The sequence below is a fragment of the Pseudomonas sp. P4_B3 genome (assembly GCF_056402295.1).
This window is the reverse complement of sequence record NZ_JBFUHR010000032.1, coordinates 101,191-121,348: the sequence shown is the minus strand read 5'-3', so window position 1 is coordinate 121,348 and position 20,158 is coordinate 101,191. Positions and strand designations below refer to the sequence as shown.

Sequence of the window (20,158 nt, the reverse complement as noted above, 5' to 3'; positions counted from 1 at the left end):
CTGCGGCAGCTCCTACGGGAGATTGCGTTTAATTGAAAAGGGGTTTCATCGCCGCATACTGCAACAGCATGATGGTCTTGGCGTCGCAGATCTCGCCGCGGTAAAACGCTTCGAGCGCATCCTCGAACGCCCACTCCAGCACTTCCAGTTCCTCGGTTTCCACCTCCAGTCCACCACCGTCGCTGACTTTCGACTTCGCATCGTACTCGGCAATGAAAAAGTGCAGCTTTTCCGTCACCGAACCCGGGCTCATGTACGCCTCGAACACCTTCTGCACATGGTGCACGCGGTAACCCGTCTCTTCCTCGGCTTCATCGCGGATGCGGTCTTCAGGCGCCGCGCCTTCCAGCAGCCCCGCCGCCACTTCGATCAACAGGCCATCGTGGCCATTGACGAACACCGGCAAGCGAAATTGCCGGGTCAGTACCACGGTTCTCTTTTCGCGGTTGTACAACAGAATCGCCGCACCATTGCCACGGTCGTAGACCTCTCGCGTCTGGCGTTGCCACTCGCCGTTGTTGCGTTGGTAATCAAAGGTGATTTTCCTGAGCAGGTACCAGTCGTGGGACAACACCTGAGACTCAAGGATGTTGACCCGCTCGGCTGTGTTCGACATGACAACGCGTCCTGTTATTTGTCTGAGGGTCCACATGTTAAGTGAAAACGGACAGCATTTGCCCCCTCAAGCAAGCGCCGCCCTGGCGACGGTTCAACTTTTCCGGGGATGGAACAATCGCTGCAACCGGGATAGGCTGCGGCTTCAATGCCATATGGATATAGCCATGAACCTGCGTATCGAACTGTCGCCAAACCCCACGGAAGAACAACGCCTGGCCATCCTCAAACCGCTGCGCGCCTACAATGGCTCGAAGGCCGAAGGTAACGTGCCTGAGCACATCGCCTTGCTGGTGCGCGACGACAACGACGAAATCCTCGGCGGCCTGCATGGCCGATTGTTTTACCAGTGGCTGTACGTCGACTTGCTGGTGGTGCCGGAACAGGCCCGGGGACAGGGCCTGGGTTCGAAACTGATGCAGATGGCCGAGGACCTGGCGCGGGAACGACGCTGCGTCGGGCTGTGGCTCGACACCTTTGAATTCCAGGCGCCGGAGTTCTACAAGAAATGCGGCTACAGCGAGATCGGACACATTGCCGACTACCCGCCGGGGCACAAGCACTTTTTCTTCCAGAAGCGCCTGAGCTACTGACCAGCACACAAAACCCCTGTAGGAGCGAGCCTGCTCGCGATGGCGGACTGTCATTCAACATTGATGTCGACTGACTTACCGCTATCGCGAGCAGGCTCGCTCCTACAGGGGTATGCAATAAACCTTCAAATCACAGGCAAGTCGCCAGCGCCGCCAGCCGGCGCTTGGCCACGAAATCATCGTGCTGTGCGTAGTAGCTCAACACCGTGCCCGAGGCATCGGTGGTCACGTCGACGAAGGACTCCGCCGAACGGGTGTAAACGGTCGTGCCGCCCTTATCCCCTGGTTGCAAATAGGCAGCGGCATCGACGCCGAACACGGCCTCGTCCTGCCAGGAAAACTGCACGCACTGGGCGACGTCTTTTGCCGGTTTTTCCGAGTTCAGGGTCTTGTACGGGGCCTTGGTGCGGGCGTCGTTCATCGCCGAGCCGGCGCATCCCGCCAGCAACGTCGCGGCCAGCGCCACCATCAGAATTCGCATTGCATTCACTCATCAGGAAAAAGCGGACTTTATCACCCCGGCAGCCCGTATCGTTCTGCTTTACTGCATTTATACCGCGACAGCGCGCAACGATTCGCGCACCCTGTCGCGCCAATAACGCCGCATCGCACCCCTGACTGGAAATCTGATGACACCTAATGCCGAGTTCTACAAACCGAGCACTGAATATGCCGACAAGCTGATCAGCCAGATCGGCCAGACGCCTTCCTGGATAGCCAAGCGAATCGGCGTCACCGACAAGCGGATTCGCTACATCCTCGACGGCGAAAGAACCGTCAAAGGCGAAACCACGCCGATCCAGATGACCTACACCGAACAGTTTGCCCTCGAATGCCTGGCGGCAGCGGCCAAGGCCAGCAAGAAGCAGTCTTCGTAATCCCCACTCAAGGAGCAACCATGGCGGCAACCGAACTGCAGCATGAGCAAGCACTCAAGAAGTTTCTCGAGGCGCGCCCCGAGTTGCGCGAAGAACTCGACCACCTCAACCCGCTGTTGGCTCAGGCCAAGGGTGAAACGGCGGCTCAGTATCGCGAGGAACGGCTGCACGAAGCGTTTGAAGCTGAAGCAGAACGCCAGAAGTTGTTCGCTTGGGAACTGACGTTGCAGTTAACCACCGCCACACCCCAGGATTACGAAGCGCAGCGCCTGGAAGTGCACCGGGAAGTGGCGGAAATGGCCGGCATGGACTGGCTGGAATATTGCGAGTTGAATGGGATAAAACCCTAAGCACTGTTCAGGGATACCATCGCCGATGCTGCCCAACACCGCCAGGACCCACGCCAGCCCCGGTCACTTGCACACGCAGAAATGGCGCGGGCGCATAGGCCTGAGCCTGGTGGCCATGCTCTCGGTGCTCGCCGGCATGACCGACGCCATCGGCTTCATGGCCAGCGGCGACTTCGTCTCGTTCATGAGCGGCAATACCACCCGGATGGCTGTCGCCATCAGTACTGGCGACCTTGGGTTGACCCTGCGCCTGGTGATCCTCGTCGCCACCTTCATCGTCGGCAACGCGCTGGGCATTATCGTCAGCCGGCTAGGCAGACGCCGGGCCCTGCCCTTGTTGCTGAGCATTGCCACGTTGTTATGCGCCGCCGCGGCCTGGCCTTTCGACGCGCAACTGCCCGCACTGCTGGCAGCGATCATCGCCATGGGAATGCTCAACGCCGCGGTGGAAGAAGTGAACGGCCTGCCGGTGGGCCTGACTTACGTCACCGGCGCCCTGTCGCGTTTCGGCCGCGGGCTGGGCCGCTGGATGCTCGGTGAGCGTCGTAACGGCTGGCGCGTGCAACTGATCCCCTGGACCGGCATGTTCGCCGGCGCGGTACTCGGTGCCGTGCTGGAACACCACCTGGGGCTCAAGGCGTTGTTTGCCAGTGGCCTGCTGGCTGCCGGACTCGGGGTGTTGTCGTTGAAGATCCCGCGGCGCTGGCAGTTGGGGTATATGCCGCGCTAACACCTCAATCTCCATGTAGGAGCTGCCGCAGGCTGCGATCTTTTGAAACAAGATCAAAAGATCGCAGCCTGCGGCAGCTCCTACAGAGGGCTTGCGTGTATATGGCAGGCTACCTTCGCGGCAAAGCCCTTCGCCGCCCCGCCGATAAAGCTTTATCATGGCGGCAGTTTCGCTGATCGAGTCCGTCATGAAATTCGCCATCGCCGTGTTTTCCGCCGCCCATGCGCCCTCCTCGCGCCGCGCCTTGCTGTTCGCCCAAGCGGCGCTGGCCGGCGGGCATGAGATTGTCCGGCTGTTTTTCTACCAGGACGGCGTCTACAACGCGTCTGCCAGCGTGGTCACGCCCCAGGATGAACTGGACTTGCCCAGGCAATGGCGCACCTTTGTCAGCGACCATCAACTCGATGGTGTGGTGTGCATCGCCGCCGCGCTGCGTCGTGGCGTGTTGAACGATGAAGAAGCCCGGCGCTATCAGCGCGAGGCTGTTGCCGTCGGTGCGCCGTGGGAATTGTCGGGCCTCGGCCAATTGCATGACGCCGCGCAGGATGCCGACCGCCTGATCTGTTTCGGAGGCGCATGACATGGCCAAATCCTTGTTGATCATCAGCCGCCAGTCGCCATGGTCCGGCCCTGGCGCGCGCGAAGCGCTGGATATCGTGCTGGCCGGGGGCGCCTTCGACCTGCCGATCGGCCTGTTGTTTCTCGATGACGGCGTGTTCCAGCTCGTCGCCAGTCAGGACGCCAAGGCCTTGCAACTGAAAGACCTGAGCGCCAATCTGCAAGCCCTGCCGATGTTCGGTGTCGAGGAACTGTTTGCCTGCGGCGACAGCATCACCCAGCGCGGCCTGGACCCCAGCGGCCTGTCGCTGGAAGAAGCCCAAGTGTTGGCCGCCCCTGAAATCACCGCCCTCATTGACCGTTACGACCAGGTGATCACCCTCTGATGTCGACTTTGCATGTGTTGTCTCATTCCCCGTTCGGCGACGAACGCCTGACCAGTTGCCTGCGCGTAATCGGCGCCAACGACGGGTTGCTGTTGTCCGGTGATGCCGCCTATGCGTTGCAGCCAGGCACCGCGCCCTTCACGGTGCTCAGCGCACGCGGCCTGAAGCTGTTCGTCCTGGCTGAAGATGCCCAGGCCCGTGCGCTTGCGGTTCCAGAATGGGCCAAGGCCATCGATTACCCGGCCTTCGTCGAACTGTCGATTCACTACGACAAGGTCAACAGTTGGCTATGAATGCATTGACGGTCGGCGCCCGCGCCATCGAGCTGGACAAGGATGGTTTCCTGGTCGAACTGAGTGACTGGTCCGCCGACGTGGCCAGTGCCCTGGCGGCTGCCGAAGACATCGAGTTGACGCCCGAACACTGGGAAGTCCTCGAGCTGCTGCGCAGTTTCTACGCCGAATTCCAGCTGTCACCGGCCACCCGTCCGCTGATCAAGTACACCGCCCTGAAACTCGGCCCGGAAAAAGGCAACAGCCTGCACCTGAACCGACTGTTCAAAGGCACTCCCGCCAAACTCGCCGCGAAACTGGCGGGCCTGCCCAAACCGACGAATTGCTTATGACTGATTACCCAGCACTGACCCTCGAAACACCCGCCGAGCATCCGTTCGCCCAATTCGTGCGGATCCTTGGCAAAGGCAAACGCGGCGCCCGTGACCTGACCCGGGTCGAGGCCCGCGAGGCCATGGGCATGGTGCTCGATGAAAAGATCGAGGAAACCCAACTCGGCGCATTCCTGATGCTGTTGCGGCACAAGGAAGAAAGCTTCGAGGAGATGGCAGGCTTCACCGAAGCCTTGCGCGAACGCCTGAATCCTCCGGCACTGGCGGTGGATCTGGACTGGCCGACCTACGCCGGCAAGAAGCGGCACTTGCCGTGGTATCTGTTGGCAGCCAAGTGCCTGGCACAAAACGGCGTGCGGATTTTCATGCACGGCGGCGGCGCCCACACGGCCGGTCGGCTGTACAGCGAGCAACTGCTGGGCGAATTGAACATCCCGCTGTGCCGCAACTGGCAGCAAGTCGGCTCGGCACTGGACAACGGCGGCCTGGCGTTCATGCCTTTGATGGACTGGGCGCCACAGTTGCAACGGATGATCGACCTGCGCAACACCCTGGGCCTGCGCTCGCCGATCCACTCCCTGGCGCGGATTCTCAATCCGCTGGGCGCCCGTTGCGGTCTGCAAAGCATTTTCCACCCGGGTTATCAGGCGGTGCATCGCGATGCCAGCGGCCTGCTGGGTGACACCGCCATCGTGATCAAGGGCGATGGCGGCGAGATCGAGATCAACCCGGACGCCGACAGTCACCTGTACGGCACCACCGGCGGCGTTAGCTGGGACGAGGAATGGCCGCAGTTGTCGGCGCAACGTCACGTCAAACCTGCTTCGCTTGAACCTGAACATTTGAAAGCAGTCTGGCGTGGCGATGTGGTCGACAGCTACCCGCAAATGGCCCTGATCTCGACCATGGCCCTGGCCCTGCGTGGCCTCGGACAGACCCGCGACCAGGCCTTCGAAACCGCTGAAAAATACTGGGCTGCGCGGGACAAATCAATTTAATCGATCATTCGCGCCCGATCTTTGCGCTTTTTGTTCGAACTCATCGGAATAGACTCAACTCCATCGATTATGGGTTTCGGGAGTCTCGAACATGGGTTTGTTAGTTGATGGCCGCTGGCAGGACAAATGGTACGAAAGCAGCAAGGACGGCGCGTTCCAGCGTGAACAGGCGCAGCGACGCAACTGGTTGACCGCTGACGGCAAGCCCGGACCGACCGGCGTCGGCGGTTTTGCGGCCGAGCCTGGGCGCTATCACCTGTACGTGTCCCTGGCCTGTCCGTGGGCTCATCGCACACTGATCCTGCGCAAACTCAAAGGCCTCGAAAACCTGATCGACGTCTCGGTGGTCAGTTGGTTGATGCTGGAAAACGGCTGGACCTTCGACCAGCACCTGGGTTCGACCGGCGACAAGCTCGATCGCTTCGACTTCATGCACCAGCGCTACACCGCCGACACCGCGGACTACACCGGCCGCGTCACCGTACCGGTGCTGTGGGACAAACAACAGAATCGCATCGTCAACAATGAATCATCGGAAATCATCCGCATGTTCAATGGCGCCTTCGACGATCTGACCGGTAACGACCTGGACTTCTACCCGGCGCCGCTGCGCGGAGAGATCGATGCGCTGAACGAGCGGATTTATCCGGCGGTGAACAATGGCGTGTACCGCGCCGGGTTTGCCACCTCGCAACAGGCTTATGAAGAAGCCTTCGATGATGTGTTTACCGAGCTGGATCGGCTGGAGCTGCTGCTGGGTGCCAACCGTTACCTGGCTGGCGAATACCTGACCGAAGCGGACATCCGCCTGTTCACCACGCTGATTCGCTTCGATGCGGTGTACTACGGGCACTTCAAGTGCAACCTGCGGCGGATTGCCGATTATCCGAACCTGTCGAACTGGCTGCGGGAAATTTACCAGTGGCCGGGGATTGCCGAGACGGTGGACTTCACCCATATCAAGAACCACTACTACGCCAGCCACCGCACCATCAACCCGACGGGTGTGGTGCCGAAAGGGCCGGCACAGGACTTCACCGCGGCCCATGATCGGGAGCGGTTTAGCGGGAAAGGGGTTTGGCGCAAGGCCTGAGTTTGATCTAAAAATTTTATTGTCTTTTAGGGCCTCATCGCGAGCAGGCTCGCTCCTACAGGGGATTTTTGAACGCCACAAATCCGATGTAGGAGTGAGCCTGCTCGCGATGGGAGCGACTCGGTGCCTAGACCTGTCCCTGAGCCCCTTCAAACCACGCCAGTTTCTCGCGCAGTTGCACCACTTCACCCACGATCACCAATGTCGGCGCATGCACTTCATGCTCCGCCACCAGTCGTGGCAGGTCTGCCAGGGTGCCGGTAAACACCCGCTGGTTGACCGTGGTGCCCTGCTGGATCAGTGCCGCCGGGGTATCGGCGGCGCGACCATGTTTGATCAACTGCTCGCAGATGATCGGCAAGCCCACCAGGCCCATGTAGAACACCAGGGTTTGCGCCGGCGCGACCAGATCGGCCCATGGCAAATCGCTGGAACCGTCCTTGAGGTGGCCGGTGATGAATCGCACCGACTGCGCATAATCGCGGTGAGTCAGCGGAATCCCGGCATAAGCCGCGCAACCACTGGCCGCCGTGATCCCCGGCACGACCTGGAACGGGATGCCTTGGGCTGCCAGTTCTTCGATCTCTTCACCACCACGACCGAAGATGAACGGATCGCCGCCCTTCAATCGCACCACACGCTTGCCTTGCTTGGCCAGGTCCACCAATTGCTGGTTGATCTGATCCTGCGGCACCGCGTGATCGGCTCGGCGCTTGCCGACGTAAACCCGTTCGGCGTCGCGACGGCACAGTTCGAGAATTGCCGGTGCCACCAAACGGTCGTACAGCACCACATCGGCTTGCTGCATCAGACGCAATGCCTTGAACGTCAGCAGGTCGGGGTCACCTGGCCCTGCGCCCACCAGATAGACCTCACCGGTCGCCACTGGCGCTTCGCCATCGATTTTCGCCTGGAGCAACCGCTCGGCTTCACCGCCCTGCCCGGCCAGTTGCCGATCGGCAATCGGCCCCTGGAAAACATCTTCCCAGAACGCCCGACGCTGCTGCACATCCGGAAACAGGCCTTTGACCTGATGACGGAATCGCGCCGCCAAACCGGCCAGGTGACCGTAGGTGGAAGGAATCCAGGTTTCGATCTTGGCGCGGATCAAACGTGCCAGCACCGGCGCATCGCCGCCGCTGGACACTGCAATGATCAACGGAGAACGGTCGACGATCGCCGGGAAGATCACGCTGCACAGGGCTGGCGCGTCCACCACGTTGACCGGCACGCAACGCCGATGGGCATCGGCGGAAACTTGTGCGTTCAGCGTTTCGTCGTCGGTGGCGGCAATGATCAGCCCGCAACCGTCCAGGTCCGTTTCGGCGTAGCCACGTAGCAGGCACTCGCCACCGCTGCCGGCAACCAGCTCGCGCAGTTGTGCTTCGATTTCAGGTGCAACCACCCGCAGCAGCGCACCGGCATCGGCCAGCAGGCGGGATTTGCGCAAGGCAATCTCCCCCCCGCCGACGACCAACACACGACTGCCGCGAAGGTTGTGAAACAGCGGCAGATAGTTCATTTAGCCGATAACCTCGAGGCCACCCATGTACGGCTTGAGGACTTCAGGCACACGGATCGAACCGTCGGCCTGCTGATAGTTCTCGAGCACCGCCACCAGGGTACGGCCGACAGCAAGACCGGAGCCGTTCAGGGTGTGCACCAGTTCCGGCTTGCCGGTTTCCGGGTTGCGGAAACGCGCTTGCATGCGACGGGCCTGGAAGTCGCCGCAGTTGGAGCACGACGAGATTTCGCGGTATTTGTCCTGGCTCGGGATCCACACTTCCAGGTCGTAGGTCTTGACCGCGCTGAAGCCCATGTCGCCGGTGCACAACGCCAGGGTGCGGTAAGGCAGTTCCAGCAGTTGCAGGACTTTCTCGGCGTTGGCGGTCAGGCCTTCCAGCGCTTCCATCGACTTCGCCGGCTCGACGATCTGCACCATCTCGACCTTGTCGAACTGATGCTGGCGGATCATGCCGCGGGTATCGCGACCCGACGCGCCGGCTTCACTGCGAAAGCACGGGGTGTGGGCAACGAACTTGATCGGCAGCAGTTTCGAATCGACGATTTCGCCGGCGACGATGTTTGTCAGCGACACTTCGGCGGTCGGGATCAGGTACAGGTCTGCTTCGCCTTCGCGCGCAATCTTGAACAAGTCTTCTTCGAACTTCGGCAACTGACCGGTGCCTTGCAGTGCCGGAGCCTGGACCAGATAAGGCGTGTAGGCCTCTTCGTAGCCGTGCTCGGTGACGTGCAGGTTGATCATGAACTGCGCCAGGGCGCGGTGCAGACGGGCAATAGGGCCGCGCAGCAGGGCGAAACGGGCGCCGGACAGTTTGGCAGCGGTTTCGAAGTCCAGCCAGCCGAACTTCTCGCCCAGGGCCACGTGGTCCTGAACCGGGAAATCGAAGGCCGTCGGGGTTCCCCAGCGGCGCACTTCGACGTTGCCGTCTTCGTCTTCGCCGACCGGTACCGATTCGTGCGGCAGGTTGGGGATGCCCAGCAGGATCGAGTCCAGCTCGGTCTGGATCGCGTCCAGTTCGACTTTACCGGCACTCAATTCGCCCGCCATGCGCTCGACGTCCGCCATCAGCGGCGCGATGTCTTCGCCGCGCTGCTTGGCCTGACCGATGGATTTGGAGCGCGCGTTACGTTCAGCCTGCAGTGCTTCGGTGCGGGTCTGGACGGTCTTGCGCTGTTCTTCCAGCGCTTCGATGCGCGCAACATCCAGGGCATAGCCACGGGAAGCCAGGCGGTCCGCTACGTCCTGAAGGTTGCTACGTAACAGTTTGGAATCGAGCATGTCGGTTTCTCGTTTATCAAAGTTTGGTCAAGGACAGGCCGGCCCAGGTGGCAAGCAGCCCGCCGAATACGCTGAGCGCCGCATAGCCCAGGGCCAGCGGCACTTGCCCGCTTTCCAGCAGGCGCACCGTATCCAGTGAAAAGGATGAAAAAGTCGTCAGCCCCCCGAGGAAGCCAACGATCAACCCGGCGCGAATCTCAAAAGGCACCTCCGGGCGTATCAAAAACAGACCGTATAGAACACCGATCAGCAAACAGCCCACGATATTAACGGCCAGCGTCGCGGTATAGAAGTGCCGTGGCCAATTCGCGTTGATCCAGTTGCCCGTGGCGAAGCGCAACAGAGTGCCGGCCATCCCGCCGACGGAAACCGCAACGATCACAGGAAGCACTATTTTCTCCGCTGCCGGGGGCTTAAACGGTCGAGTTTCGCCAGGTGATTGAGCTTTTCGCCGATCTTCAATTCCAGGCCACGGGGCACAGGCTGATAGAACGGGATCGGGTCGAGTTCTTCCGGGAAATAGTCTTCTCCGGCGGCGTAGGCGTCCGGCTCATCGTGGGCATAGCGGTATTCATCGCCGTAGCCCAATTGCTTCATAAGCTTGGTCGGCGCGTTGCGCAGGTGCAGCGGGACTTCCAGCGAGCCGTGTTCGGCGGCGGCGCGCAATGCAGTCTTGAAGCCCATGTACACCGCGTTGCTTTTCGGTGCGCAGGCCAGATAGGTGATGGCCTGGGCCACGGCCAGTTCGCCTTCGGGGCTGCCGAGGCGCTCCTGCACTTCCCACGCCGCCAGGCACAGGCTCAAGGCACGCGGGTCGGCATTGCCGATGTCTTCGCTGGCCATGCGCACCACGCGCCGGGCCAGGTACAAGGGGTCGCAACCGCCGTCGATCATCCGCGCGAACCAGTACAGCGCGCCGTCGGGGTTGGAACCGCGCACCGATTTATGCAGCGCGGAGATCTGGTCGTAGAACGCTTCGCCACCCTTGTCGAACCGCCGGCGGGTATCGCCGAGCAGGCTTTGCAGCAGGTCGACACCCATTTCGCTGTTGTCTTCGGCGAGGTCCGAGGCGTTTTCCAGCAAGTTGAGCAAACGCCGGCCATCCCCATCGGCGGCCGACAGCAGCATCTGGAACCCTTCATCGCTGAGGGTCAAGTTGCGTTTGCCCAGGCCACGCTCTTCGGTCAATGCGCGGTGCACCAGCTTGCGCAGGGCCGCTTCGTCGAGGCTTTTGAGCACGTAGACGCGGGCCCGGGACAGCAAGGCGTTGTTGAGTTCGAACGAGGGGTTTTCCGTGGTTGCGCCGATGAAAATCAGCGTGCCGTCTTCGACATAAGGCAGGAACGCGTCCTGCTGCGACTTGTTGAAGCGATGCACTTCATCGACGAACAGGATGGTGCGCTTGCCGTATTGCCCGGCCTGCTGTTTGGCGATTTCCACCGCCTGACGGATCTCCTTGACCCCGGCCAGCACCGCCGAGACCGTTTCGAAGTGCGCATCCGAGACTTCCGCGAGCAATCGCGCCAGGGTGGTTTTGCCCACACCCGGCGGCCCCCAGAAAATCATCGAATGCAGGGCACCCTGCTCCAGCGCTTCGCGCAAGGGCTTGCCGCGAGCGAGCACGTGTTCCTGACCGACGTACTCGTCCAGATTGGCCGCGCGTAAACGGGCGGCCAAGGGCTGGGCGATGGGGGTGCTGCGAAACAGGTCCATGGTATCGGGTGAAACCTCACTGCAAGATTTGAACACCGCAGGTCACTGTAGGAGCGAGCCGGCTCACGATGGCGGCATTACATTCAACATCAATGTTGACTGACCGGACGCTATCGCGAGCAGGCTCACTCCTACAGGGTTTTGCGTATTACTCTTGGATCACATCCGCACCCTTGGGGATGTCAAACTTGAACTTGGACGCTGGCACTGCTTCGTTGGCCTTCACCCCGGTGAACAGGATGTTGGTGCGTTGGCCGACGCTGTCGATCAGTTGCATGTCGTTGAGCAGACCGTTGCGGAACGACAGACGCAGGTTGTCGAACAGAGTGTCCTTGGTTTTCGGCTTCAAGGTGAAGTCGATCACGCCACCCGCCTCTTTCGCGGTGATGTCGAAACTCTGGCTGATCTTCGACACGTCACCGGACAACAGCAGAGCCGGGGTCTGGGTCAGACGCTCGTCCAGCTTCTTGATCGTCGCCTGCTCCAGATCCGGATCCCACAGAGTGACTTTCTTGCCGTCGGATACCATGGTCTGCTCGGCCGGCGCATTAGTGTGCCAGTAGAACAGGCCCGGGCGCTGCAGCGTCATGTCGCCGGTGGTTTCCTGCAACTGGGTGCCGCTGCCGTCGAGGGTCAACTGCGAAAAGTTGGCCGTCAGCGTCTTGGATTTTTCCAGCAATTGGGTCAGGCGCGCCACGTCCTTGTCATCGGCGTTAGCCTGGAGCGTGGTCAAAGCCAGTACCGGCAGCAACAACATGCGGATCAGACGCATGGGAGTCCTCATAACATTCGTGGGAGTGCGGGCGACGCCAATGGGCGCCACCCCTTTCATGCTCGGGTCAGTCGCGCACCGGGCCCGGGGCCAGGACTTCACGCGAACCGTTGGTGTTCATGGACGTCACGACCCCGGCCATTTCCATGGCTTCGATCATGCGCGCGGCGCGGTTGTAGCCGATCTTCAGCTTGCGCTGAACCGCGGAAATGGAGGCACGACGGCTTTCCAGCACGAACTGCACGGCTTCGTCGTACAGCGCGTCGGCCTCAGGATCGTCACCGTCGCCGCCACCACTGCTGCCTTCGAAGCCGCTACCCGCCTCTTCGACGCCATTGAGAATGTCGTCGTTGTATTCCGGCGCGCCACGCAGTTTCCAGGCTTCCACCACGCGGTGAACCTCATCGTCGGACACGAAAGCACCGTGAACACGAATCGGCAGACTGGTGCCCGGCGGCATGTAGAGCATGTCACCGTGACCGAGCAGTTGTTCGGCACCGCCCTGGTCGATGATGGTCCGCGAATCGATCTTGCTCGATACCTGGAACGCCATACGGGTCGGGATGTTGGCCTTGATCAGACCGGTGATCACGTCTACCGACGGACGCTGGGTCGCAAGAATCAGGTGGATACCGGCCGCCCGCGCCTTCTGGGCGATACGGGCGATCAGTTCTTCAACCTTTTTGCCGACGATCATCATCATGTCGGCGAATTCGTCGACCACCACCACGATGGTCGGCAGCTTTTGCAGGAGCGGCGCTTCGTCGTGAATGCTTTCGCGCTTGTACAGCGGATCGCTCAACGGCTCGCCGGCGTCCTGGGCTTCCTTGACCTTGGCGTTGAAGCCAGACAGGTTTCGCACGCCCATCTTGGCCATCAGCTTGTAGCGTCGCTCCATCTCGGCAACGCTCCAGCGCAGGGCGTTGGCGGCGTCCTTCATGTCGGTGACCACCGGGCACAGCAGGTGCGGAATGCCTTCATAGATCGACAGTTCCAACATTTTCGGGTCGATCATGATCAGCTTGGCGTCTTCCGGGCCGGATTTGAACAGGATCGACAGGATCATCGCGTTCACACCCACCGACTTACCGGAACCGGTGGTACCGGCCACCAGCAGGTGCGGCATTTTCGCAAGGTCGGTGATGACCGGCTTGCCGCCGATGTCGTGACCCAGGGCCAGGGTGACCGGGGATTTGAAGTTGTCGTATTCGGGGGTCGACAACACCTCGGAGAAACGCACGATCTGCCGGTCTTCGTTGGGAATCTCGATACCGACGGTGGTCTTGCCCGGAATCACTTCCACCACGCGCACGCTGGTCACGGCCAGGGAACGGGCCAGGTCTTTGGCCAGGTTGGAGATGCGGCTGACCTTGACACCGGCCGCCGGCTGGATTTCGTAACGGGTGATCACCGGACCCGGGTGAATCGAATCCACCGTGACTTCAACGCCGAATTCCTTGAGCTTGATTTCCAGCAGGTGGCCGACCGCCGCCAGGGATTCAGGCGAGTAATTGAGCTGTTTCTTTTCCGCGGGATCGAGAATCGAGATTGGTGGCAAGGTGCCTTCCACGGCGCTGTCGACGAACAACGGCGTCTGCTTCTCTTTCTCGACGCGCTTGCTCGGTGCGGCGGGCTTTGGCGGCGCGGGCGCAATCACCGGCGGCACCTGTTTCTCGCGCTCGGACATGTGCTTGCTCAGGGCTTGCTCACGCTCGATCAGCCGCTCCTTGACCTTCGCCTGCTCGCGCTTGTCGGTGACGGTCGGCGCGACCACTTCATCCATACGGTCGTCGACTTCACGCAACTGGGCAACCAGTCGTTTGCGCTCGGTACGGGCCGCCCACCAGCGATTGGCCGCACCCTGGAACAGTTCGAACAGGTCGAGGGTAATCTTGCCAGTGATGTCCATCACCTTGAACCACGACAGGTCGGTAAACACAGTCAGGCCGAACAGGAACAACGCAATGAACAACAGTGTGCTGCCCTGGATATTCAAGGCGTTCCTGGCCAGGTCGCCAAGGCTTTCGCCCAGCGCACCGCCCGCACCGGCCGGCAGACCGGTCGCGGCATGGAAATGGATATGGGCCAGAGCGGCGCCCGACAGCACCAGGAACACCAGGCCGATCAGGCGCCAGGAGAACAGCCAACCGCTCCACTGCCACGGTTCGTGACGCTGGCGGAAGATCTGGTACGCCTTGACGGCCAACAGCAACGGGAAGATGTAGGCGAAGTAACCCAGCACCATGAACAGGATATCGGCGCTGTAGGAGCCCGCTGGCCCGCCGAAGTTCTGCACGTCGTCGATCTTGCTGTTATGACTCCAGCCCGGATCATCCTTGCCATAGGTCAACAAGGCCATCATCAGGAACAGGCACAAGGCACCGATGGCGATCAGCGCACCTTCCTTGAGTCGGTAGTGCAAGTGCTGGCGCCAGAGCGGAACGACGGCTGGTTTAGGTGCTGCGGTGGATTTCTTCAAAACGCTTCTTTTCCTGCGCCAATGGCGCGTCCATCTGGTGAATGTCTATAAAAACTGCCGAAAAACTACCCAATCCAGGCAGGTAAAAAAGTTAACACGCGTAACCGGGACTACTTTTAACACTGCGCCCCGGTTTTTATAAACACGGCGCGCACTGAATATATGTAACACGCAGGGCATTGTACGGGTTTGTACGCACGACGCCATGCTTGAGACCCTTGGGTGTAGCATAGTCAACAGCACATGACATGCTGTTCAATTTGAGCATGCATTCTCTTTGGTGACAAAGGCTTATGAGGTGTTTTTATGAGCGAAGCGAAGCATTCACGCCTGATTATCCTGGGCTCCGGCCCTGCGGGTTACAGCGCGGCCGTTTATGCCGCCCGCGCCAACCTCAAGCCCGTTGTCATTACCGGCATACAGGCAGGTGGCCAGCTCACCACCACCGTCGAAGTGGATAACTGGCCAGGCGACGTCGAAGGCCTGACCGGACCAGTCCTGATGGACCGCATGCAAAAACACGCCGAACGCTTTGCCACCGAGATCGTTTACGACCACATCCACACCGCCAAGTTGCAACAACGGCCGTTCGAATTGATCGGCGATGGCGGCACCTACACCTGCGACGCCTTGATCATTGCCACCGGCGCCTCCGCGCAATACCTGGGCCTGCCGTCGGAGGAAACGTTTGCCGGCAAAGGGGTATCAGCGTGTGCGACCTGTGACGGATTTTTCTATCGCAATCAGGTGGTCGCGGTGGTCGGCGGCGGTAATACGGCGGTCGAGGAAGCCTTGTACCTGTCGAACATCGCCAAGGAAGTGCACCTGGTGCATCGGCGCGACAAGCTGCGCTCGGAGAAGATCCTCCAGGACAAACTCTTCGAAAAAGCCGCCAACGGCAATGTCCGCCTGCACTGGAACCAGAACCTGGACGAAGTGCTCGGCGATGCCCGCGGCGTGACCGGCGCCCGCCTGCGGGACAGCCAAACGGGTGAAACCAAAGAGCTGCCGCTGGCCGGGGTGTTTATCGCCATCGGCCATAAACCCAATACCGACCTGTTTACGGGCCAACTGGAAATGCGCGACGGGTATCTACTGGTCAAGGGTGGCAGCGAAGGCGATGCCACCGCTACGGCGATTGCCGGGGTTTTTGCCGCCGGTGACGTGGCCGACCACGTTTATCGCCAGGCCGTTACGTCTGCCGGGGCCGGTTGCATGGCGGCACTGGACGCCGAAAAATACCTCGACGACATTCCAACCGTTTGAAGGCAAACTTTATGGCGGGCCAAAACCCGCCACTACCCTCCCCTTCTGTAAGTCCGGATGCCATGCTGACCTGGTTACAACGCAATACCTTGCATTTCCCACCGTTGGAAAAGGCCATGCGCGACCCCAACGGGCTTCTGGCTGCAGGTGGTGATCTGTCCGCCGATCGGCTGATCTCGGCTTATCGCCACGGCTGCTTCCCTTGGTTTTCCGAAGGCCAGCCGATCCTCTGGTGGTCTCCGGACCCGCGCACGGTTCTGTTTCCCGACGAATTGCACGTCTCGCGCAGCCTGAACAAACTGCTGCGTCAGCAACGCTATCAAGTGACCTTCGATCAGGACTTCGCCGCCGTCATCCGCGCCTGTGCCGCCCCCCGGGATTACGCCGATGGCACCTGGATCACCGAGGCCATGCAGGACGCTTATATCGAGCTGCACAGGCGTGGACACGCGCACTCGGTGGAAGTATGGGACGGGGACGAACTGGTTGGCGGGCTGTATGGCCTGGCAATGGGCCAGTTGTTTTTCGGCGAGTCCATGTTCAGCCTCGCTGACAACGCGTCGAAATTCGGCTTTGCCACGCTGGTCCGGCATCTGAAAGACTCGGGCTTTGTACTGATCGATTGCCAGATGCCCACCGACCACCTGCATAGCCTGGGCGCCCGGGCGATTGCGCGCCGCGAGTTTGCCGATTATCTGGCCAGGCACCTTGACCAACCCAACCATGCCACCTGGGTTTGCTGAGCGACTTTTGCGCGCGTGGCTTACACTTATTCAAAAGCATTATCCCGAGGGTTGATCATGACCGAGTTGGCGCGTTTGAAGTTCTATGCCACTCAGCCGCACTCTTGCAGTTATCTGCCCGATGAGCAGGCCACAACCCTGTTCCTCGACCCTAGTCAGCCCATGGATGTGCATGTCTATGCAGACCTGTCGGAGATGGGTTTTCGTCGCAGTGGCGATCATCTCTATCGGCCGCATTGCCAGAATTGCAATGCGTGCGTTCCGGCGCGTATTCCCGTGGGACAGTTCACGCCCAACCGGCAACAGAAACGCATCTTCAAGCGCAACGCGGATTTGCAGGTGCGTCCCGCCAAGCCCGGCTTCAACGAAGAGTACTTCGACCTTTACCAGCGCTATATCGAACAGCGTCACGCCGATGGCGACATGTACCCGCCAAGTCGCGACCAGTTTTCGACATTCCTGGTGCGGGACCTGCCGTTTTCACGCTTTTATGAGTTTCGCCTGAACGGCCGGCTGCTGGCCGTCGCGGTCACCGATCTACTGCCGAACGGTCTTTCGGCGGTCTACACCTTCTACGAGCCCGCCGAAGAGCGTCGCAGCCTTGGGCGCTACGCAATCCTCTGGCAAATCGCCGAGGCCAGCCGGCTGGGGCTGGAGGCGGTCTACCTCGGCTACTGGATCAAAAACTGCAAAAAGATGAACTACAAGACTCAATATCGCCCCATTGAGTTGCTGATTAATCAGCGCTGGGTGGTTCTAAACTAGAGCCAGCCCTAAACCCCTTGGCTTAAACCCCACTTTTCGGGCACAATGCACGCCGCTTTTGCCTGGCGCAGTTGCACCGGGCCATTCATTGGACACCGAGGGCTTTACTGCATGTCGAAAGAAGACAGCTTCGAAATGGAAGGCACTGTCGTCGACACCCTGCCCAACACCATGTTTCGTGTGGAGTTGGAAAATGGGCACGTCGTAACCGCGCACATCTCCGGCAAGATGCGCAAGAACTACATCCGTATTCTTACCGGCGACAAAGTGCGCGTCGAGCTGACGCCCTATGACTTGAGCAAAGGGCGCATCACTTACCGCGCTCGCTAATCAGGTCAATACAAGACGCCCGGCTTATGCCGGGCGTTTTTGTTTGTGGGCGATTTGCCCGCCGCCGATCCACTGGTCCACTGATCCCTGTAGGAGCTGCCGAAGGGGATCGGTGCATATCTGACGGACAGCCAAAAGGCGCCTTTCAGCGCCTTTTGGCTTTGCTTCCAAACGTCAGGCCATCTCGGCTGTGGTCTCGAACTCGAAGGTCAGCTCGCCGTCCTTGATGTCGATGTGCACCACACCGCCATGTTCGGCCAGTTCGCCAAAGAGAATCTCCTCCGCCAGCGGACGCTTGATCTTGTCCTGGATCAGGCGCGCCATTGGGCGAGCACCCATCGCCGCGTCGTAACCACTTTCGGCCAGCCAGCTGCGGGCCGCATCAGTGACTTCCAACAACACACGCTTGTCTTCCAGTTGCGCCTGAAGCTCGGTAAGGAACTTGTCCACCACGCTCTTGATGACCTCATGGCTGAGGCGACCAAACTGGATGATGGTATCCAGACGGTTGCGGAATTCCGGCGTGAAGCTCTTCTTGATCACTTCCATCGCATCGGACGAGTGATCCTGATAGGTGAAACCGATCGAAGCGCGGGCTGCGGTCTCGGCACCGGCGTTGGTCGTCATGATGACGATCACGTTACGGAAATCCGCCTTGCGCCCGTTGTTATCGGTCAACGTACCGTGATCCATCACCTGCAGCAGCAGGTTGAAGACTTCCGGATGCGCCTTCTCGATCTCATCGAGCAACAGCACGCAGTGTGGCTGCTTGGTGATGGCTTCGGTGAGCAGGCCGCCCTGATCGAACCCGACATAACCCGGAGGCGCACCGATCAGACGCGATACGGTGTGGCGCTCCATGTACTCGGACATGTCGAAGCGAATCAACTCGACACCCAAGGCCTTGGCCAACTGACGCGCCGCTTCGGTTTTACCGACACCGGTAGGCCCTGCGAACAGGAACGAACCGACAGGTTTGTCAGGGGATTTGAGGCCGGCACGGGACAGCTTGATCGCGGTTGCCAGCGAATCGATCGCGGCATCCTGACCGAACACGGTCAATTTCAGGTCACGCTCAAGGTTACGCAGCAACTCTTTATCGGAGCTGGTGACGTGTTTTGGCGGAATCCGCGCAATCTTCGCAACGATGTCCTCGACCTGAGGCACTTCGATGCGTTTAACGCGCATTTCCACCGGTTGCAGACGCTGATAGGCACCCGCCTCATCAATGACATCAATGGCCTTGTCCGGCATGTGACGATCATTAATGTAACGCGAGGCCAGTTCGGCAGCCGCGCGCAGGGCTTCATCACTGTATTCGATATTGTGATGGCTTTCGAAACGCCCCTTCAGGCCGCGCAGAATGCCAATGGTGTCTTCCACCGAAGGCTCCGACACATCGACCTTCTGGAAGCGCCGAGCCAAGGCACGGTCCTTCTCGAAGATCCCGCGGAACTCCTGGAACGTTGTGGAACCGATGCAGCGGATATCACCGGACGACAGCAGTGGCTTGAGCAGGTTCGAGGCATCCATGACACCACCGGACGCGGCACCCGCACCAATGATGGTGTGGATCTCGTCGATGAACAGGATCGCCTGCGGACGTTTTTTCAGCTCATTGAGCAACGCCTTGAAGCGCTTCTCGAAATCGCCACGGTACTTGGTACCGGCCAGCAAGGCACCCAGGTCAAGGGAGTAAACCACGCTGTTGGCCAGCAGGTCCGGCACCTGGTTGTCGACAATGCGCTTGGCCAGGCCTTCGGCAATCGCGGTTTTACCCACGCCCGCCTCGCCCACCAGCAGCGGGTTGTTTTTGCGACGACGCGCAAGGATCTGCGCGACACGCTCGACTTCCAGCTCACGACCTACCAACGGATCGATACGACCCTGGCGCGCCAGTTCGTTGAGGTTGCTGGCATAAGCATCCAGGGGATTACCCGAGGAAGAAGACTCACCGCCCTCGTCGTCCTGCATATCTTGCTCACCTTCAGAGTGATCGCCATGCCCCGGCACCTTGGAAATGCCGTGGGCGATGTAGTTGACGACATCTATACGGGCGACGCTCTGCTGCTTCAGCAGGAACACCGCCTGACTCTCTTGCTCACTGAAGATCGCGACCAGCACGTTGGCACCAGTCACTTCGCGTTTGCCCGAGCTCTGTACGTGAAACACAGCACGTTGCAGGACACGCTGGAAGCCCAGGGTTGGCTGGGTTTCGCGATCCTCGTCATGCACGGGGATCAATGGCGTGGTGGAGTCGATGAACTCCTGCAGGTCATGCTTGAGTTTGTCGAGGTTTGCACCGCACGCACGCAAAACGGTGGCGGCAGCCTCATTGTCCAATAGGGCCAGCAAGAGGTGTTCGACGGTCATGAACTCATGACGCTTCGAACGGGCCTCCTTGAAGGCAAGATTGAGGGTGACTTCGAGCTCGCGGTTTAACATAGCTTCACCTCATACC

General features: G+C 60.2%; 23 protein-coding genes. 14 read left to right on the top strand and 9 right to left on the bottom strand.

The features are described from left to right. Positions 1-28: 28 nt before the first annotated feature. The gene (locus tag AC1DWG_RS28485; protein WP_477788664.1) at positions 29-616 is read right to left on the bottom strand and encodes an NUDIX domain-containing protein; all 588 of its coding nucleotides are present in this window, start codon (positions 614-616) and stop codon (positions 29-31) included. A 166-nt stretch (positions 617-782) separates the two neighbouring features. On the opposite strand from AC1DWG_RS28485, the gene AC1DWG_RS28480 reads away from it, so the two are divergent. Further along, the gene (locus tag AC1DWG_RS28480; RefSeq protein ID WP_477764566.1) at positions 783-1,208 is read left to right on the top strand and encodes a GNAT family N-acetyltransferase; all 426 of its coding nucleotides are present in this window, start codon (positions 783-785) and stop codon (positions 1,206-1,208) included. A 130-nt stretch (positions 1,209-1,338) separates the two neighbouring features. Here the strand turns inward: AC1DWG_RS28480 and AC1DWG_RS28475 are convergent, their stop codons facing one another. Then, entirely contained in the window at positions 1,339-1,689 is a 351-nt protein-coding gene (locus tag AC1DWG_RS28475; RefSeq protein WP_477764567.1) for a hypothetical protein, read from the bottom strand. A 148-nt stretch (positions 1,690-1,837) separates the two neighbouring features. Between AC1DWG_RS28475 and AC1DWG_RS28470 the strand changes: the two genes are divergently transcribed. The 9 genes from AC1DWG_RS28470 to AC1DWG_RS28430 all read left to right on the top strand — a co-directional run bounded on the left by AC1DWG_RS28470 (position 1,838) and on the right by AC1DWG_RS28430 (position 6,826). Further along, positions 1,838-2,086 carry a hypothetical protein gene (locus AC1DWG_RS28470; protein WP_008015571.1) on the top strand — a complete coding sequence of 83 codons (249 nt, stop codon included), beginning with the start codon at positions 1,838-1,840 and terminating at the stop codon, positions 2,084-2,086. 20 nt (positions 2,087-2,106) lie between these two features. Next, positions 2,107-2,436: a DUF6388 family protein gene (locus tag AC1DWG_RS28465; RefSeq protein ID WP_477756587.1), complete on the top strand. Its 330-nt coding sequence runs from the start codon at positions 2,107-2,109 to the stop codon at positions 2,434-2,436. Positions 2,437-2,461: 25 nt separating this feature from the next. After that, positions 2,462-3,166: a YoaK family protein gene (locus AC1DWG_RS28460; protein WP_477756586.1), complete on the top strand. Its 705-nt coding sequence runs from the start codon at positions 2,462-2,464 to the stop codon at positions 3,164-3,166. Between the two features lie 187 nt (positions 3,167-3,353). Next, positions 3,354-3,746, top strand: coding sequence for a sulfurtransferase complex subunit TusD (tusD, locus tag AC1DWG_RS28455; protein WP_477755017.1), 393 nt, complete (start codon positions 3,354-3,356; stop codon positions 3,744-3,746). A gap of 1 nt (position 3,747) precedes the next feature. After that, on the top strand, positions 3,748-4,110 hold the full coding sequence (gene tusC, locus AC1DWG_RS28450) for a sulfurtransferase complex subunit TusC (RefSeq protein WP_477755018.1): 363 nt from the start codon (positions 3,748-3,750) through the stop codon (positions 4,108-4,110). Next, positions 4,110-4,403 (top strand): sulfurtransferase complex subunit TusB, encoded by a 294-nt coding sequence (gene tusB, locus AC1DWG_RS28445; protein ID WP_477755019.1) that lies wholly within the window; start codon positions 4,110-4,112, stop codon positions 4,401-4,403. Before tusC ends, tusB begins: the two co-directional genes overlap by 1 nt. Further along, entirely contained in the window at positions 4,400-4,735 is a 336-nt protein-coding gene (locus tag AC1DWG_RS28440; protein WP_046037873.1) for a TusE/DsrC/DsvC family sulfur relay protein, read from the top strand. The genes tusB and AC1DWG_RS28440 overlap by 4 nt, the downstream gene beginning before the upstream one ends. Beyond that, a complete protein-coding gene (locus AC1DWG_RS28435; protein WP_477759978.1) occupies positions 4,732-5,733 on the top strand; it encodes a glycosyl transferase family protein in 1,002 nt (333 codons plus the stop codon). Before AC1DWG_RS28440 ends, AC1DWG_RS28435 begins: the two co-directional genes overlap by 4 nt. 91 nt (positions 5,734-5,824) lie before the next feature. Continuing rightward, on the top strand, positions 5,825-6,826 hold the full coding sequence (locus tag AC1DWG_RS28430) for a glutathione S-transferase family protein (RefSeq protein ID WP_477764569.1): 1,002 nt from the start codon (positions 5,825-5,827) through the stop codon (positions 6,824-6,826). 127 nt (positions 6,827-6,953) lie between these two features. Here the strand turns inward: AC1DWG_RS28430 and cysG are convergent, their stop codons facing one another. The 6 genes from cysG to AC1DWG_RS28400 form a co-directional block, all read right to left on the bottom strand. After that, on the bottom strand, positions 6,954-8,348 hold the full coding sequence (gene cysG / locus AC1DWG_RS28425; protein ID WP_477755023.1) for a siroheme synthase CysG: 1,395 nt from the start codon (positions 8,346-8,348) through the stop codon (positions 6,954-6,956). Beyond that, a complete protein-coding gene (serS, locus tag AC1DWG_RS28420) occupies positions 8,349-9,629 on the bottom strand; it encodes a serine--tRNA ligase (protein WP_477764570.1) in 1,281 nt (426 codons plus the stop codon). Between the two features lie 16 nt (positions 9,630-9,645). Next, a complete protein-coding gene (gene crcB, locus AC1DWG_RS28415; RefSeq protein WP_477764571.1) occupies positions 9,646-10,020 on the bottom strand; it encodes a fluoride efflux transporter CrcB in 375 nt (124 codons plus the stop codon). Then, entirely contained in the window at positions 10,020-11,342 is a 1,323-nt protein-coding gene (locus AC1DWG_RS28410) for a replication-associated recombination protein A (protein WP_095059527.1), read from the bottom strand. Before AC1DWG_RS28410 ends, crcB begins: the two co-directional genes overlap by 1 nt. Before the next feature lie 148 nt (positions 11,343-11,490). After that, positions 11,491-12,114 carry an outer membrane lipoprotein periplasmic chaperone LolA gene (gene lolA / locus AC1DWG_RS28405; protein WP_477755027.1) on the bottom strand — a complete coding sequence of 208 codons (624 nt, stop codon included), beginning with the start codon at positions 12,112-12,114 and terminating at the stop codon, positions 11,491-11,493. Between the two features lie 67 nt (positions 12,115-12,181). Next, a complete protein-coding gene (locus AC1DWG_RS28400; protein ID WP_477759980.1) occupies positions 12,182-14,593 on the bottom strand; it encodes a DNA translocase FtsK in 2,412 nt (803 codons plus the stop codon). Positions 14,594-14,899: 306 nt separating this feature from the next. On the opposite strand from AC1DWG_RS28400, the gene trxB reads away from it, so the two are divergent. The 4 genes from trxB to infA all read left to right on the top strand — a co-directional run bounded on the left by trxB (position 14,900) and on the right by infA (position 17,697). Beyond that, positions 14,900-15,859 carry a thioredoxin-disulfide reductase gene (gene trxB, locus AC1DWG_RS28395; RefSeq protein ID WP_477755029.1) on the top strand — a complete coding sequence of 320 codons (960 nt, stop codon included), beginning with the start codon at positions 14,900-14,902 and terminating at the stop codon, positions 15,857-15,859. A 62-nt stretch (positions 15,860-15,921) separates the two neighbouring features. Continuing rightward, positions 15,922-16,602 carry a leucyl/phenylalanyl-tRNA--protein transferase gene (gene aat, locus AC1DWG_RS28390; RefSeq protein WP_108217862.1) on the top strand — a complete coding sequence of 227 codons (681 nt, stop codon included), beginning with the start codon at positions 15,922-15,924 and terminating at the stop codon, positions 16,600-16,602. A gap of 57 nt (positions 16,603-16,659) precedes the next feature. Further along, the gene (locus AC1DWG_RS28385; protein WP_111287927.1) at positions 16,660-17,367 is read left to right on the top strand and encodes an arginyltransferase; all 708 of its coding nucleotides are present in this window, start codon (positions 16,660-16,662) and stop codon (positions 17,365-17,367) included. Positions 17,368-17,478: 111 nt separating this feature from the next. Continuing rightward, positions 17,479-17,697, top strand: coding sequence for a translation initiation factor IF-1 (gene infA / locus AC1DWG_RS28380; protein ID WP_002553999.1), 219 nt, complete (start codon positions 17,479-17,481; stop codon positions 17,695-17,697). Positions 17,698-17,871: 174 nt separating this feature from the next. Here infA and clpA read toward each other — a convergent pair whose 3' ends face one another. Further along, entirely contained in the window at positions 17,872-20,142 is a 2,271-nt protein-coding gene (gene clpA / locus AC1DWG_RS28375; RefSeq protein WP_477759981.1) for an ATP-dependent Clp protease ATP-binding subunit ClpA, read from the bottom strand. Positions 20,143-20,158 lie beyond the last annotated feature (16 nt).

What these genes read in the sequence shown, in the direction of transcription:
- AC1DWG_RS28485 (WP_477788664.1), bottom strand. Translation starts at nt 616, where the DNA reads ATGTCGAACACAGCCGAGCGGGTCAACATCCTTGAGTCTCAGGTGTTG.
- AC1DWG_RS28480 (WP_477764566.1), top strand. Translation starts at nt 783, where the DNA reads ATGAACCTGCGTATCGAACTGTCGCCAAACCCCACGGAAGAACAACGC.
- AC1DWG_RS28475 (WP_477764567.1), bottom strand. Translation starts at nt 1,689, where the DNA reads ATGCGAATTCTGATGGTGGCGCTGGCCGCGACGTTGCTGGCGGGATGC.
- AC1DWG_RS28470 (WP_008015571.1), top strand. Translation starts at nt 1,838, where the DNA reads ATGACACCTAATGCCGAGTTCTACAAACCGAGCACTGAATATGCCGAC.
- AC1DWG_RS28465 (WP_477756587.1), top strand. Translation starts at nt 2,107, where the DNA reads ATGGCGGCAACCGAACTGCAGCATGAGCAAGCACTCAAGAAGTTTCTC.
- AC1DWG_RS28460 (WP_477756586.1), top strand. Translation starts at nt 2,462, where the DNA reads ATGCTGCCCAACACCGCCAGGACCCACGCCAGCCCCGGTCACTTGCAC.
- tusD (WP_477755017.1), top strand. Translation starts at nt 3,354, where the DNA reads ATGAAATTCGCCATCGCCGTGTTTTCCGCCGCCCATGCGCCCTCCTCG.
- tusC (WP_477755018.1), top strand. Translation starts at nt 3,748, where the DNA reads ATGGCCAAATCCTTGTTGATCATCAGCCGCCAGTCGCCATGGTCCGGC.
- tusB (WP_477755019.1), top strand. Translation starts at nt 4,110, where the DNA reads ATGTCGACTTTGCATGTGTTGTCTCATTCCCCGTTCGGCGACGAACGC.
- AC1DWG_RS28440 (WP_046037873.1), top strand. Translation starts at nt 4,400, where the DNA reads ATGAATGCATTGACGGTCGGCGCCCGCGCCATCGAGCTGGACAAGGAT.
- AC1DWG_RS28435 (WP_477759978.1), top strand. Translation starts at nt 4,732, where the DNA reads ATGACTGATTACCCAGCACTGACCCTCGAAACACCCGCCGAGCATCCG.
- AC1DWG_RS28430 (WP_477764569.1), top strand. Translation starts at nt 5,825, where the DNA reads ATGGGTTTGTTAGTTGATGGCCGCTGGCAGGACAAATGGTACGAAAGC.
- cysG (WP_477755023.1), bottom strand. Translation starts at nt 8,348, where the DNA reads ATGAACTATCTGCCGCTGTTTCACAACCTTCGCGGCAGTCGTGTGTTG.
- serS (WP_477764570.1), bottom strand. Translation starts at nt 9,629, where the DNA reads ATGCTCGATTCCAAACTGTTACGTAGCAACCTTCAGGACGTAGCGGAC.
- AC1DWG_RS28410 (WP_095059527.1), bottom strand. Translation starts at nt 11,342, where the DNA reads ATGGACCTGTTTCGCAGCACCCCCATCGCCCAGCCCTTGGCCGCCCGT.
- lolA (WP_477755027.1), bottom strand. Translation starts at nt 12,114, where the DNA reads ATGCGTCTGATCCGCATGTTGTTGCTGCCGGTACTGGCTTTGACCACG.
- trxB (WP_477755029.1), top strand. Translation starts at nt 14,900, where the DNA reads ATGAGCGAAGCGAAGCATTCACGCCTGATTATCCTGGGCTCCGGCCCT.
- aat (WP_108217862.1), top strand. Translation starts at nt 15,922, where the DNA reads ATGCTGACCTGGTTACAACGCAATACCTTGCATTTCCCACCGTTGGAA.
- AC1DWG_RS28385 (WP_111287927.1), top strand. Translation starts at nt 16,660, where the DNA reads ATGACCGAGTTGGCGCGTTTGAAGTTCTATGCCACTCAGCCGCACTCT.
- infA (WP_002553999.1), top strand. Translation starts at nt 17,479, where the DNA reads ATGTCGAAAGAAGACAGCTTCGAAATGGAAGGCACTGTCGTCGACACC.
- clpA (WP_477759981.1), bottom strand. Translation starts at nt 20,142, where the DNA reads ATGTTAAACCGCGAGCTCGAAGTCACCCTCAATCTTGCCTTCAAGGAG.